At 58.6% G+C, this 13,174-nt stretch carries 10 protein-coding genes and 2 pseudogenes; 6 read left to right on the forward strand and 6 right to left on the reverse strand.

The annotated features are described in order from the left end of the window. Positions 1 to 27: 27 nt before the first annotated feature. Complete coding sequence (locus AWB78_RS20255) at positions 28 to 1,242, reverse strand: porin (protein ID WP_232477761.1); 1,215 nt, start codon at positions 1,240 to 1,242, stop codon at positions 28 to 30. 338 nt (positions 1,243 to 1,580) lie between these two features. Here AWB78_RS20255 and AWB78_RS20260 point away from each other — a divergent pair, with 338 nt between their 5' ends. Further along, entirely contained in the window at positions 1,581 to 2,273 is a 693-nt protein-coding gene (locus AWB78_RS20260) for a FadR/GntR family transcriptional regulator (protein ID WP_062607437.1), read from the forward strand. 400 nt (positions 2,274 to 2,673) lie between these two features. On the opposite strand, the gene AWB78_RS20265 is transcribed toward AWB78_RS20260, so the two are convergent. The 3 genes from AWB78_RS20265 to AWB78_RS20275 form a co-directional block, all read right to left on the reverse strand. Continuing rightward, positions 2,674 to 3,534: an RraA family protein gene (locus AWB78_RS20265; RefSeq protein ID WP_157697577.1), complete on the reverse strand. Its 861-nt coding sequence runs from the start codon at positions 3,532 to 3,534 to the stop codon at positions 2,674 to 2,676. Positions 3,535 to 3,665: 131 nt separating this feature from the next. Then, entirely contained in the window at positions 3,666 to 4,514 is an 849-nt protein-coding gene (locus tag AWB78_RS20270) for an LOTUS domain-containing protein (RefSeq protein ID WP_157697578.1), read from the reverse strand. A 304-nt stretch (positions 4,515 to 4,818) separates the two neighbouring features. Then, complete coding sequence (locus tag AWB78_RS20275; RefSeq protein WP_062607443.1) at positions 4,819 to 5,718, reverse strand: LysR family transcriptional regulator; 900 nt, start codon at positions 5,716 to 5,718, stop codon at positions 4,819 to 4,821. Between the two features lie 307 nt (positions 5,719 to 6,025). On the opposite strand from AWB78_RS20275, the gene AWB78_RS20280 reads away from it, so the two are divergent. The 4 genes from AWB78_RS20280 (at position 6,026) to AWB78_RS20295 (ending at position 10,516) form a co-directional block, all read left to right on the forward strand. Next, the gene (locus AWB78_RS20280; protein ID WP_062607444.1) at positions 6,026 to 7,366 is read left to right on the forward strand and encodes a cation:dicarboxylate symporter family transporter; all 1,341 of its coding nucleotides are present in this window, start codon (positions 6,026 to 6,028) and stop codon (positions 7,364 to 7,366) included. A 52-nt stretch (positions 7,367 to 7,418) separates the two neighbouring features. Then, entirely contained in the window at positions 7,419 to 8,495 is a 1,077-nt protein-coding gene (locus AWB78_RS20285) for a 1-aminocyclopropane-1-carboxylate deaminase/D-cysteine desulfhydrase (RefSeq protein WP_062607446.1), read from the forward strand. A 40-nt stretch (positions 8,496 to 8,535) separates the two neighbouring features. Next, positions 8,536 to 9,783, forward strand: a complete 1,248-nt coding sequence (locus AWB78_RS20290; protein WP_232477762.1) for an MFS transporter — start codon at positions 8,536 to 8,538, stop codon at positions 9,781 to 9,783. A gap of 106 nt (positions 9,784 to 9,889) precedes the next feature. Next, positions 9,890 to 10,516, forward strand: coding sequence for a LysE family translocator (locus tag AWB78_RS20295; protein ID WP_062607448.1), 627 nt, complete (start codon positions 9,890 to 9,892; stop codon positions 10,514 to 10,516). Positions 10,517 to 10,815: 299 nt separating this feature from the next. On the opposite strand, the pseudogene AWB78_RS20300 reads toward AWB78_RS20295, so the two are convergent. Then, a pseudogene (locus AWB78_RS20300) lies at positions 10,816 to 10,974 on the reverse strand (cold-shock protein); the annotation flags it as partial. Positions 10,975 to 11,371: 397 nt separating this feature from the next. Between AWB78_RS20300 and AWB78_RS20305 the strand changes: the two are divergent. Further along, complete coding sequence (locus tag AWB78_RS20305; RefSeq protein WP_062607449.1) at positions 11,372 to 12,838, forward strand: UvrD-helicase domain-containing protein; 1,467 nt, start codon at positions 11,372 to 11,374, stop codon at positions 12,836 to 12,838. Between the two features lie 78 nt (positions 12,839 to 12,916). On the opposite strand, the pseudogene AWB78_RS43655 reads toward AWB78_RS20305, so the two are convergent. Then, positions 12,917 to 13,174 (reverse strand): annotated as a pseudogene (locus tag AWB78_RS43655) (hypothetical protein); the annotation flags it as partial.

The following is a 13,174-nucleotide window of genomic DNA, read 5'->3' on the forward strand; positions in this document are numbered from 1 at the left end:
TTGAACTTCGTATCGGCCGAGGCCCGATCAGAACGCATGGCGGAAACCGACCATGGCTACGAACTGCGAACCGCCCGAGGACGGCATCGATTCGCCGATCCGTCCGACGGTCGCGACCGAATCGACGATATTGCCCGCGCCTTTCGAGCCGAGCGTCTTGCCTCGCGCCATCTGATAGGCCTCGAGCAAGTAGACCGTGCTGCGCTTGGAGACGAAATAGGTCTGCTCGAACGAGAACTGATGGAACCTGGCCGGATCGCTGATGCCGTTCGCCGAGGTTGCACGGGTATAGCTGTACCCCGCTGCGAGCCCGGTGAAGGGCGTCGGGTTCGCCTCGGCGGTGATGCCGTAGTTGTTGAAGATCGCCGTGTCCGTGAAAAGCGAGCCCGAACCCGGCTTGTACTGCGTATTCGAATAGTTGAGACCGATCTTCACCGGCCCGAACGCATATTTGCCGGCGGCTGCGATGTACTGGACCGCATGGGTGCTCACATAGCCTGCATTGATGGGCGACTGGTCGAACGTGCCGGTCGCGGTCGGGCTGAAGGTGCCGGCCACGTTGTTGTTCGTCACCCGCAGATAGCCGACCGCGACATCGACTTTGCCCGCCGTATAGCGTGCCGCCGTGCTGAACGTATTGCCAGACGGAAACTGGCCGGCGACACCGCCGAGCGCATAGAGCGTGCTCACCTGCAGCCCGTGGAAGGACGGCGTCGTATAGGTGATCGCGTTGCTCGCGCGGCTGTCGACGTCCAGCTGATCGATGTCGCCGGGGTGCGCGCCGGTCGCGCCGGTGAGCGCCGGCGCGGGGCCGAGCGCGCCGACATAGAGCAGATAAGGCGTGTACTGGCGGCCGAACGTGAACGTGCCGTATTGCGGGTTGGTCACGCCGACCCAGGCGAGGCGGCCGAAGATCGTGTCCTTGTCGGACATCGCGCCGGTATTCAGGTTGAAGCCGCTTTCGAGCCGGAACAGCGCCTGCGTTCCGCCTCCCAGATCTTCCACGCCCTTGAACCCGAACTTGCTGGACTCGAGGCTTCCGCTCTTGAGGAAGATGTTCGAGTGTCCGTGCTGGTTGCTGATATACGCGAGCGCATCGTCGACCGCGCCGTACAGGGTGATCGACGACTGCGCATTCGCGACGACCGGAAATGCGGCGCAGACCGCCGCCGCGAACCCGATTCGATGCATTCCAAGGATGCTGCCCATGAAGCGCGGCGCTCGTGACCGGACCTTTTCCATGTCGTCTCCATCGTTGTTGGTGTGAAGTGTTACGACGACTTCTAAAAGTGATTCGTCGTCGTACAAGATAGCGACGGATACTACGGTCATCACATCACTCATCAAATGAGAGTTAACCCGTAATCGCGGATAAAATCTTTGCTTTTAGCTATATTAGTATATTTATCAATTACTTAGACTCAATGTGTCGGTGATGATTTGCGATTTCCCGATCGACAACCGTCGACCATGACATACCATCACTCAGTATTAATACTTATCAACCTGAATGACTCAACGTCCGTCGTCACATCACACGGGATCGTATAATTCCGTCGTTACCGCTCGCGCCAATCTCCATGCCGCCCGACACCTCGACTTCGCCTTCCATCCGACGCCCAGCGGCGCGCGCGCAGGAAGTCATTGACCGGCTCATCGAAAAGATTCGTGCAGGCGTGCTCAAGGTCGGCGAAAAGCTGCCTACCGAAGTGGCGCTGATGGAGGAGTTCGCGGTAAGTCGGACCGTCGTGCGCGAGGCGGTGCAGAGGCTGCAAACCAACGGTCTCGTGGAAACGCGTCATGGCATCGGCAGCTTCGTCCTGCCGAGTCCCGCACCCGCGGTCGATTTCAAGCCTGCGGCCGCGAGCGGACGGCGCGATGTCTTCGCGATCCTGGAATTACGAATCTGCATCGAAGCGGAGAGCGCCGCGCTCGCCGCCGTGCGCGCGACCCGGGAAGACCACGCGGAAATCCTCGAGGCGCTCGAAGCGATCGACGCGCACGCGCGTGCCGGCGAGGACCCCGCGCCGTACGATTTCCGCTTCCACATGCGCATTGCGCAGGCAACCGGCAATGCCTATTTCGTCGATGTGCTGACGACGCTCGATCCGGCATTCGCGCCGCGCGCACGACTCGATCCCGCAAACTACTCTGCGCGCGTGAACACCGAGCATTTGAATATCTACGAAGCGATCGCGCGCCGGGATTCGGAGGCTGCACGCGCGGCCATGCGGATGCATCTGTCGAATAGTCTTGCGCGGATGAAAGGGTAGCCCGCTTCGGGTTTTCGCCGTGATCGACGAAGAGCGCCCTTAAGAGACGAGTCCATTAGAACGACCTGAACTGAATAACCGCAGCTTGCAATCGTGGGAATAGACCGTCCTACTCCCCAATCGACAATCGCGTGTCATTGATCCAATGGATAGTAAGGATCGCTATGCGGTCGGCCAAAGGCCACTACTTGCGGACCGCCAATCGGCTTGTCGAAGCTGAGCTACAGACTTCCGTCGGGCAGCCATGCGACGCTTTCCCGCCGTTCGTGCCTCGGCAATTGCGAATGCTGAGCTGGACCCGCCGGCAACGCGTACTTGGGACCCCTTGCGGTCGATCGGATTTCAGGAAACAGACCTTCGATCATTTGATCCTCGAACGCGCCGGACAGGTCAAAATGCTCTATTTGTCATCACGCACGGCGCGCTGCTGATACGAAAACGTATTGGCAAACACCGAGTCGACATCTACGAGCTGTCCAATCGTGCCTCCCGCACGTAGCCGGTCCTGGAGAACGTGCTCTGTTTCCAGTAGCTCCTCGGCCTTGCCGATGATCTCTTCGCAGCGGGCGAACGGCACCACCACTACACCGTTTTCATCTCCCACAACGATATCGCCTGGTGAGACCGGTATGCCGCCACACTGAACAGGAACGTTCACTTCACCGTAACCGGCGATGGCCGCAACGTTGGGCACGATACCGCGGCACACGACCGGAAACCGAAGTCGGCGAATTTCCGGCACATCGCGGCAGGCTCCGTCGATAACTGCAGCGACAACGCCACGGTTTAGCGCGGACAACGTCATGTTCTCCCCCCAGAACGCGGTACTAGCCGACGTATGGGCGTCAATCACGATGACGTCCCCCGGTTCGCTTACGTCAATCGCCTTGAACGGCGCCGCGAGGTCCGACGCTAGCGCCCTGGCCGTGACTGCGGTGCCCACAAAGGAAAGAGGTTCGAAGATGGGCCGAAGGGAAACCGACATCGCACCGAATCGGCCCATACAGTCGGACAACGCACACGTCACGGAGTCGTACGACGCGATTAACTCTCGATATCGACCCACGAGCTCGCTTGAAGGACGCATCACAGCAGGAATGATCATTTCAATCTCTTTGGGTGAATGGATCGTCAGCCGATAGTAGACCCAAAGTTTCGCTGGTAGCGACAGCGACCGAAGACCGAACCCCTTGACCAAGGGGTGACGCGCTTGAATGACGGTTCTCGGGAAATTCCTCTGATGACCGATGGCCGCAGACATGGAGCGCTCTTGGTTGGTGCGGATGGGATGCAAACGCCGCTGCGATGCACGATTGTCCGATTCTCGGTGGTATGCGGGTTCCAACCGATCGGCTGCTGTCCGGCGCGGAAGTTTGAAAACGTGCGTCGGTGTTACGCCCCTCGTTCCCTGAACCAGGCGAAGCGAGAATCACCGCCGTTCGTACGGTACCGCAACTCGAATATGCGCGATTCGTGGAGCACCTGCTTCCAGGACCGACAACCGCACTTGTCCGGTGTTTGGGCAGGGTACCTTTCGACAACGAACGCCACTGCGTCATCGAGCCTTGTCCAACCATCGATCGCCAGTTCGGCTGCAGCTTCACGCAGCGCGCAAACGATTCCAGCGATCGCGCCTTCAATCATCTCGCCAGGTAATCTGCTGTCGACCAATAAGTTTAAAAATGCCGGCGTCCCCATTTCGTCCAACATGGCTGACTTCGCTTCATTCATTCGTGTGGACCAGTGCTGCAGCCTATTGCAGTGTCCGTCAATGAGCGCGTAATGCTCGCTAAGCTTGACTTGTGCAGCAGCGCAACCATCGACAGACCAAAGATCGAAGTAGTTAATGAAGTGGTGCACCAACCGATTTCGCACGTTGACCAGATCCTCCAACTCCGCCACAACCTGTGCGTGGTCCGCTGCCGACATCTGTAGACTGATCCGGTAGCTGAACGCAGGAGCCTTTGGAGCAACGTTTCGCCTTTTGGGCATCGATTTGTGAGCATCATCAGCGACGACGAACGAACCGAACAGCTTCTTCACCAAAAGACCGAGAGTGTCAGTCGCGAACTCGTCAACGCGCTGCGCTCGAGCTTGCTTCAATGTGTAGATCTCGCCATCGATTTCATGGTCGACGAGGAGCGCCTTCATCAGCCGCTCATATTGCTGGAGCCGCAGCATGCAGCGGCCTAGAAGACGTTGAACCTCTCGTTGCTGTTCTGGCACGGAGTCACTGTTCATATTTTTATCAACATCAACATCAGAACTTCGACAGGGGCATACAGCCCGAACGCCATAAGCCTTTCCAAGGATGAGAGGTTACACGACTCCAATTGAATCACACCTTTTGTTGAAGTAAGCCTCCACAGTTCGTTCCTGTTTCAGCGATCGGGCGCCCGCCGCTGACGCTAACGTCTCGGCGCAATTCCGTAATCGACCCATCAGGGCCATTGAGCCTTCGGGGCGCAACGTCCGCTTCGAGCTGCCTAGCTGCCTGTCGCCCAGTAGGGCGGCCGCTTGCTGGAGCGTCGAGATTCAAGAGAATTCAATGGACGTCAGGTAAGCGCTCGGCCAGTTGTTCTGCAAACTTTTCGGCTGCGACAGGGAGAATCCTTCCTTGAAGCTGGCCGAGGATCACGCGCAGCGGATCGATGTCGTGATTGCTGATGGGACGCCCGCAGATTCTCGCGTCTGTGATTGGCACACCGCTCTGCGGCAGAAATGCGACTGTGTTTTCTCTCACGACGAAGCTGCGCAGGAATTCGAGCGAATCTGACTCCACCGCGATCATGGCCTGCAACTTCAATCGCCAGATGGCCTCGTCAAGGACAGTGCGTATTGCAAGCGACTCGCGAGGCATCGCAGCGGGATACCTGAGGCAGTCCCTCAGCCGGACAGGACCCGATCCCGACTGAGCTAGCGGATGCGCCTTGCTCGTTACCGCGCAGAGTGGCTCGTGTTTCACGAACAACTCCTGCACGTCCGGCGAGAGCGGTGGGTCGATCAGCAGAGCGAGATCAGCCTCATAGTTCGAAAGCGCGCCGACACCCAACACATTGTCGCGTACATCCAGTGAAAACGTGACCTGGGGGTACGTCGCCCTGTAGGCCGCGATTTCATCTGGCAGGACACTATCGATAAATGCCTGAGAACACGCCACGGTAACGTGGCCGCGACGGACTCCGGCGAGCTCGGACAGCTGCGCCTGCAAACGCTCGAAATCCGCGTTTTGATCAAGGATGTGGCGAAGCAGTAACTCTCCCGCCGCGTTTGGACGCATGCCTTGCGGTAACCGTTCGAAGACTGGCGTCCCCAACTCTTCCTCAAAGTCCTGGATCTTCCGCGTTAAAGCAGACGGCGTGATATGCAACTGGTCCGCCGCCTTGCGAATCGAGCCACGCCGCGCGACCTCCGCAATGAATCTGTAGACCTGTAAATGCCTCATTGAACACAACCCTGTGGGTGTTGCTGGTGTGGTGTCAGAGTATCAGAAACTAGCGTGAAAAACGCATCACCAGACCCCGGTGATTGTGTGGGCCCGCCCCCAATTCATCGCTGCATACAGCCCTTCAGTGTTCTGTGGTCCCCGCCATTCTCCGTTGCAGTTCCAGCAACGGCCCGTTGAAAATCGAGCACTGGACCGCAACGGGTGCGACTCCTATATTGGGCTTGTCGCGACGTACTTTAGCGCCGCGAAAGAGGACGAGGGCCGTGCGGAGACACGTGGCTCGTAACGAAAATTTGGAGACACAGTGAACATTTCAGCAGACAAGGCCGGGTTGCCTCGGACACGAAGCGCGATACGAATTGGTCTCGCATGGCAGATCGTAATCGGGATGGTCGTCGGGATTCTGGTAGGCATGGTCCTCAACAAATACCCGGAGTTGCGCGCTACCGCGATAAAACACTACATCCAGCCAGCGGGCGATCTCTTTATCAAGCTGATCAAGATGGTGGTGGTTCCTATCGTCTTCACGAGCATGGTAGTTGGCATCGCTGGTGTCGGAGACGGGAAGTCTCTTGGACGAATCGGCTTAAAGACGATCGTCTATTTCGAGCTGGTCACAACTGTTGCGATTGTCGCCGGCCTTTTCTTTGGCAACGTGTTTCAGCCCGGACTGGGCACCGACATTTCGCGGTTGGGCCGCGCGGACATATCTGGCGTTCAACGCTCCGCTGCGCTTGCCGGCGAGCATCACAGTTTCATGCAGCTGGTGCTCAATATCATTCCCGAGAACATCCTCGCATCGATGGCGCGGGGCGACCTTCTGCCGGTGCTGTTTTTCTCGGTCCTTTTCGGCCTGGCTTTGCAAAGTGTCTCCAGGGAATATCGCCAGCCGGTTGTCGATACGCTTCGTGGCATTTCTGATGCGATGTTCAAGGTCACGGGCATCGTCATGCGGTATGCACCGATCGGTGTTGCCGCGCTGATTGCTGCAACCGTAGCCAACTTCGGCTTCGCATCGCTGCTGCCCTTGATGAAGCTGCTTGGTGTCACTTACCTCGCGATCATCGGGTTTACCGTCGTGGTTCTCGGCATCGCGGCTCGCATAGCGGGTTTCAACATTTTCACCCTCTTGCGCATCATCAAGAGCGAGCTTCTGATTGCCTTCACAACGTGCAGTTCGGCGACTGTCCTTCCGCAATTGATGAAAAAGATGGAGGACTATGGCGCACCGAAGGCCATCACGACCTTCGTCATCCCCACTGGTTATGTGTTCAACCTGGACGGCGCATCGGTGTACCTCGGCATCGGGACGCTATTTGTCGCGCAGCTCTACGGTATCCATCTGGGACTGCAAGAGCAGATCGTTCTGGTCCTGACGATGGTCGTCACCTCAAAGGGTGCGGCAGGTGTTCCCGGTTTCATGTTCGTGATTCTCCTTGCCACGCTGTCGAGCGCAGGACTGCCGCTTGAGGGCCTTGCGCTCATCGCTGGTATCGACCGGTTTATGGATATGGGGCGCACCGCATTGAATGTGGTCGGCAACGCGTTAGCCGCGCTAGTCATCGCTCGATGGGAAGGTCAATACGACGAACAGAAGGGACGCGCGTATCTAAGACAGTTGCGCGAATCCGAACAGCCATCCTGAACCGTCAGAGATCCACGGAATCATCAATCACGCGAGCAAACAGGAGTGCCCTATGCAACTCAACGAACTCGAAGACTTTCTCGACAAGCTACCGAGAAGGAAAATCGGCTTCTATCCGACGCCTTTCCACCGGCTGCAAAACATGTCCCGGTCTCATGGCATCAATCTTTTCATGAAGCGGGAAGACATGGCTGGCCCCGGTGCATTGAGTGGCAGCAAGATGCGGGTGGCAGAAATGATAATTGGGCAGGCGCTTCAGGATGGAGTGGACACGATCATCACGCAAGGCGCGCATCTCACCAACTCCGGGATGCAGTTCGCGACGGCCGCGCTGGTCGCGGGGATCACACCGATTCTGTTCCTCACGCGCGATGAGAAGCAGCATGGCGAGTTGACGGAGTACCGCGGCAACCTGCTGCTGGACAAGCTGATGGATGTCGAGACGCATTATCTGTCGGCTCCGGGTAGCGCATACATCAATCGCCCCGATGACAAGCAACGGGTGCTGGATGCGATGAACGCCCGAAAAGCTGAGCTGGAAGCTCAGGGCCGCAAGGTGCTGATTGTGCCTACTGGCGGCGCTCATCCAGCGGGGTTTGCCGCGCATGTACGGACATTTTTGGAGATGGTCGGGCAGGCTCGCTCGGCGGGCGTCGAGCTGGATTACATCTATCACACGACCGGCACCGGGACAGCTTTGCCAGGCATGCTGGCCGCGAAGCTGCTGACGGGACACCCAGTGAAGTTTCGTTCGATCTCGATATCGAACTACCAGCCCGACTTCTGGATCAACGAAGCCATCATCGCCGAGAGGGTGAGACACATCTTCAGGTCGTTCTCGATTGAACCTTTGCCCGAGAAAGCAATTCTGCGGGAGATCGAGGTCGACAACAGGTTCATCGGCGACAACTACGCAGTTCCTTCATCCGAGAGTATGGCCGCGATCAAGGAGCTGGCACGACAGGAAGGCGTTTTCCTCGGCCCGGTCTATACCGGAAAAGGCTTTGCCGGTCTTCTGGAACATATCCGCAGCGGAAAGGTGGCGCCGGGCAGTAATGTGGCCTTCCTCCACACAGGCGATACAGCCAACCTGTTCGAAGTCTCGGGTGTAGTCGGCGGATTTGAGTAAGGAGCGTCGCTCCGTCGTTTAGAAATATGAGGAGTGAAACTTGGAAAACCTATCCGTTCCAGAACCGACCACCTGCGACGACAGGCAACCCGCAGCCAACCATTCCCCCGCTCCGTCTATCGGCTTGGGGCTCACTTTGATCATGGCGATTGCCTGTGGGATGGCGGTCGCCAACATCTACTACAACCAGCCAATGCTGGGGATCATCGAAAAGACGTTCCCGCTACAGCGGTCGCTGACAGGATTTGTCCCCACAGCGACGCAACTGGGTTACGCGATTGGCTTGCTGCTACTCGTTCCTCTGGGTGACCGTATCGAGCGACGTCTGCTCATCGTGATCCAGTTCGCGGCGCTCGCGCTTTCTTTGGGTGCCACCGCGCTCGCGCCTGACGCGTGGTCGTTGGTCGCGGCTTCCGCACTGGTCGGCGTCTCGGCAAGCGTTGCGCAACAAATCCTGCCGTTCGCGGCGGCGTTGGCCTCTCCCGATCGCCGTGGTGCGACCATTGGCATCGTCATGAGCGGGCTGCTCTGCGGCATCCTGTTTGGTCGCGCGCTTGCCGGTGCCGTGGCAGTACATTTCGGGTGGCGGGCGATGTTCTGGCTCGGCGCGCTGCTCGCAATCATTGCGGGCGCAGTGCTCGCCGTTGCGCTTCCGAAGAGCCCGCCGAAGACACAGGCCAGTTATGGCGAGTTACTTGGCTCGCTGGTCGCACTTTGGCGCGAAGAGCCACAATTGCGCAACGCGACCTTGATTCAGGCGTGCGTCTTCGGATCGTTTAGCGCGCTGTGGACGACCCTGGCTCTGCAACTCGATAGCCGCTTTCACTTCGGCGCGGATGTGGCGGGTTTGTTCGGCATCATCGGCGCGGTCGGTGTACTGTTCGCTCCGATAGCCGGACGGATCGCCGACCGACGCGGCCCTCATTTTGTTATTGGGCTCGCCAGTATCATCATGATCGCCTCGTGGCTGGTGTTCGCTGCCTGGAGCGCGGTCATCGGTCTGGTCGCGGGTGTTATCCTTCTCGACTTCGGGGCCCAAGGCTCGCAGGTCTCCAACCAGCACGTGATTCAGGCGCTCCGTCCAGAAGCGCGAAACCGGCTGAATGCCATCCTGATGGGCGGTATGTTCCTGGGCGGCGCACTCGGCTCCGCAGCCGCGAGCTTTGCGTGGAGCACGTCAGGCTGGTTGGCGGTCTGCTCCCTCGGATTGGTTTTCGCAGCGTTCGCCCTGTGTGTCCACGCTCGCGGCCGGAAAACCCCGACGGGGCACTTCACTGATTCCTGGTAACTGGCATCGCGACGACTCTACACACGGAGCACAGCTGACCCGTTACTAACGCCCGGACGATAACCCGCCCGGGCTTTCGCTTTTTTCAACCTCAGAAGTGGCTGTCATGTTCAATCTCCCGTTGCTCCTTGCTTTCATCGGTACGGCATCCGTTCTTGTCATCACGCCGGGCGTGGATACGGCCATCGTTCTTCGTGCGGCGACAGCAGACGGTCGCCGGTCAGCGTCGTTCGCCGCAGTGGGAATTGCTCTTGGATGCCTGGCCTGGGGCGCCGCTGTGTCTTTTGGGCTCGGTGCCTTGCTGCGGGCGTCCGAATTGGGCTACACCGTCGTGAAAATCGCTGGAGCCGGCTATCTTCTTTGGTTGGGTGTAAAGCTTTTGCTGAAGCCGCGCGCTGCACTGAATACCGAGGCTGCCCCGCAAGCTATCGAAGGTGGGGCGATGTTCTGGCGAGGATTTCTGAGCAACCTGCTGAATCCGAAAGTCGGCGTCTTCTACGTCACCTTCCTTCCGCAGTTTGTACCGGCAGGCGCGAATGCCGCGAGCTACTGCTTTTGGCTGGCTTGCCTCCATGTCGCGCTGACGCTTGTATGGTTCGCCATCTTGATTTCCGCCACGGTCCCCCTGGGGCGATTCCTGCGACGCCCCGCAGCCGTCAAAACGCTGGACAGGTTGACGGGCGGTGTGTTCGTCGCCTTTGGTATAAAGCTGGCCGCGTCGACTTCGCGCTGACGGGAAAAGTCTCCGGACGCGCTGTGCTCGTTATAAGGCTCGCCCTTCGCTACGCGGTGACCATCGCCGCAGTCGCACGCCGACAAGCGAAACACGGTGGCGCCTTCAGTACCATCACTACGTTCGAGTTTCAGTCGCACGTTGTGGTCTGGCGAACGGCGCCTTGTGGCCGATAAGCGCGGTCGAGTGTCAGTCGGGTTTCGAGCTGGACCAGCCGTTCGAGCGGTGATTCTCCGCCCCGTGCGTCAACACACAGCACTAAGGAGGATCAACGCCTCCGCGGCGCAACTCGCTTAATCTCACTCCGGTTGGATATTGCCAGCCTGCTTGCCCTTGGGTCCTTGCTTGATGTCGAAACTCACGCGTTGGTTCTCGGCCAGCGTCTTGAATCCTTCGGTGCGCACCTCCGAGAAGTGAGCGAACAAGTCGTCGCCACCGTCATCGGGCGTGACGAACCCACTTCACCGTACCCGTCGCCATGTCCAAATCCTTACAGAGAGAAATATGTGATTCGTAAGGCTAACAGTCGATGCCGAATTTAAGAGCACGCAGTCGAAATATATTTATCAACCTGATAACGGTTAGAAAAATTTGCCGGTCCGTTTTGATCTCGCGCCCCTGCCACCTTCGCGGTGCTTCGTGACGTCGATTTGCTTTTCGCGTTCTCTTCGTACGAGCGGTTTGCCGAGTCCGCGATCTACGCGCGGTTTCAAGCATGACACCATGCGCACTGACCCGCCAGCGTTGGACGCGAGATGACGTGACACGGCAGTCGATTCCTGCGCGGGCGGTCTGCAACGAAATTGGATCGAAGACCTCTTGTAGACTCTTGGTAATTCATTGAATTTGACTTCCATGCCCTCCTCGTTCAAACCCACAGCTGAACAACACGCGGTCGTGGAAGCGGCTCTCGGCGGCGGTGACCTCAAAATCAAGGCTTATGCCGGCGCCGGCAAGACCTCGACGTTGCGGTTGGTCGCTCAGCAACTGATGGGCAGGCGCGGAGCTTACCTCGCGTTCAACAAAGACATCGCGGATTCGGCGCGCCGCGGATTTCCGCCCAGCGTCAACTCGCGCACCGTGCATTCGCTCGCATACGCTGGCATGCCTTCGACCTTGACCTCTCGAATGAACCTTCCTGCAGAGCCACCTCACGAGCTGTCTGCACGGTATGGAATCGGCGCGATCGAGGTTCCCACCATCACCAGCAAAGACGTCGAGATCACGCCTTTCGAAATCGGACGAATGATCGTCGACGGCTTGGGTCGGTTTTGCCGTTCGCCGGATCCGACACCATGCTCGTATCACATCCAAGTTGACGAGAAGGTGCATGAAAGGGCCGCCGACTGGCTACGTGAAAACTTACTTCCCAGCGTCGTGCGACTCTGGCACGAGAGCATCGATCCACGCGGCCGCAGCGCGATTCTGCCGGACGTTTATTTGAAGGTATGGGCACAGCAAGATCCCCGCATCAACGCCGATTTCATCCTTTTCGATGAGGCGCAGGACAGCGACGGTGTCATGCTGTCGGTGCTCGGTCGACAGCGGCATGCCCAGATCATCTATGTCGGCGATCCCTACCAGCAGATCTATGAATGGCGAGGTGCGATCAATGCCATGGCGCAAATCGACGCGCCGGAGCGACCGCTTACTGAATCTTTCCGCTTTGGACAGACGCTCGCCACGCTCGCAAGTCGCATACTCGCGTTGCTTGGTGAGCCCACGCCGATACGTGGCCAGCCGGGCATTGGCTCGATCATGGTAGAAGACTCCGCGATTTCGCCGCCGGTCGATGCAATCCTTTGCCGGAAGAACGCGACGGCTATCTGGCAGTTGGCTGCAGGTCTCGAAATGGGTCATCGGCCGGCTATTCGCATGAGTCCCAGCGAGATCGTCGCGTTCGCGGACGGCGCCGATCAATTGCTCGCAGGTCGACGCGCCTTTCGCCCGTTGGCCTTCGCATTGTTCGAAAGCTGGAAGGAAGTCCAATCATTCGCGCGCAGTGCGGCAGGACAAGACTTACTGCCAATTGTCCAAATCGTCGATGATCGAGGAACCGACTATCTGCGGGCGCTCGCGCAGCGAACGACACCCGAACGTGAAGCCGATTACGTCATTTCGACGGTGCATCGCGCCAAGGGGCTTGAATGGAAGCGAGTCCGCGTTGTGAACGATTTCCGCTTCATGCTCGTTAATGGTCGACTAACGTTGGACGAAGACGAAATGCGACTGCTCTATGTCGCGGTGACGCGCGCGCAGCACGTGCTCGATCTCTCCGACTTGCGCGAGGAGCTATTGCGGTTGTTCAGCGCACATCGATGAGCATGCGCCTGCATCGTTGCGTGGTTCGTTCCGTGAGCCGGGCCGCCCCCGGACAAGCGCGGGAATCTCCCCACGCCTTCATTTAATGGCCTGGCCGCTCCACCGGTCACGGTTGCGCCAAAACGGACACAGCGGACAGGCTTCACCTTCTGGATAGTCGATGCCTTCCTCATGCGGACAGCCGATGATGCGATCGACCATGACGACCGATCTGGCGCCTAGCTGGTCGAGGAACCGGACAACTGCCTCGGTAATGTCAGGATCGTTTCTCGCATCGGTGGCAAGACAAAACCACCGCTCGACGGGATCGGCATCCGCACCTTCGTGCGCGACGAT

It is taken from the genome of Caballeronia calidae (genome assembly GCF_900044055.2).
Taxonomy (GTDB): Bacteria; Pseudomonadota; Gammaproteobacteria; order Burkholderiales; family Burkholderiaceae; genus Caballeronia; species Caballeronia calidae.

Bases quoted from the DNA above. Each gene is read 5' to 3' on its own strand.
- AWB78_RS20255 (WP_232477761.1), bottom strand. From the start codon at position 1,242: ATGGAAAAGGTCCGGTCACGAGCGCCGCGCTTCATGGGCAGCATCCTT.
- AWB78_RS20260 (WP_062607437.1), top strand. From the start codon at position 1,581: ATGCCGCCCGACACCTCGACTTCGCCTTCCATCCGACGCCCAGCGGCG.
- AWB78_RS20265 (WP_157697577.1), bottom strand. From the start codon at position 3,534: ATGTCTGCGGCCATCGGTCATCAGAGGAATTTCCCGAGAACCGTCATT.
- AWB78_RS20270 (WP_157697578.1), bottom strand. From the start codon at position 4,514: ATGAACAGTGACTCCGTGCCAGAACAGCAACGAGAGGTTCAACGTCTT.
- AWB78_RS20275 (WP_062607443.1), bottom strand. From the start codon at position 5,718: ATGAGGCATTTACAGGTCTACAGATTCATTGCGGAGGTCGCGCGGCGT.
- AWB78_RS20285 (WP_062607446.1), top strand. From the start codon at position 7,419: ATGCAACTCAACGAACTCGAAGACTTTCTCGACAAGCTACCGAGAAGG.
- AWB78_RS20295 (WP_062607448.1), top strand. From the start codon at position 9,890: ATGTTCAATCTCCCGTTGCTCCTTGCTTTCATCGGTACGGCATCCGTT.
- AWB78_RS20305 (WP_062607449.1), top strand. From the start codon at position 11,372: ATGCCCTCCTCGTTCAAACCCACAGCTGAACAACACGCGGTCGTGGAA.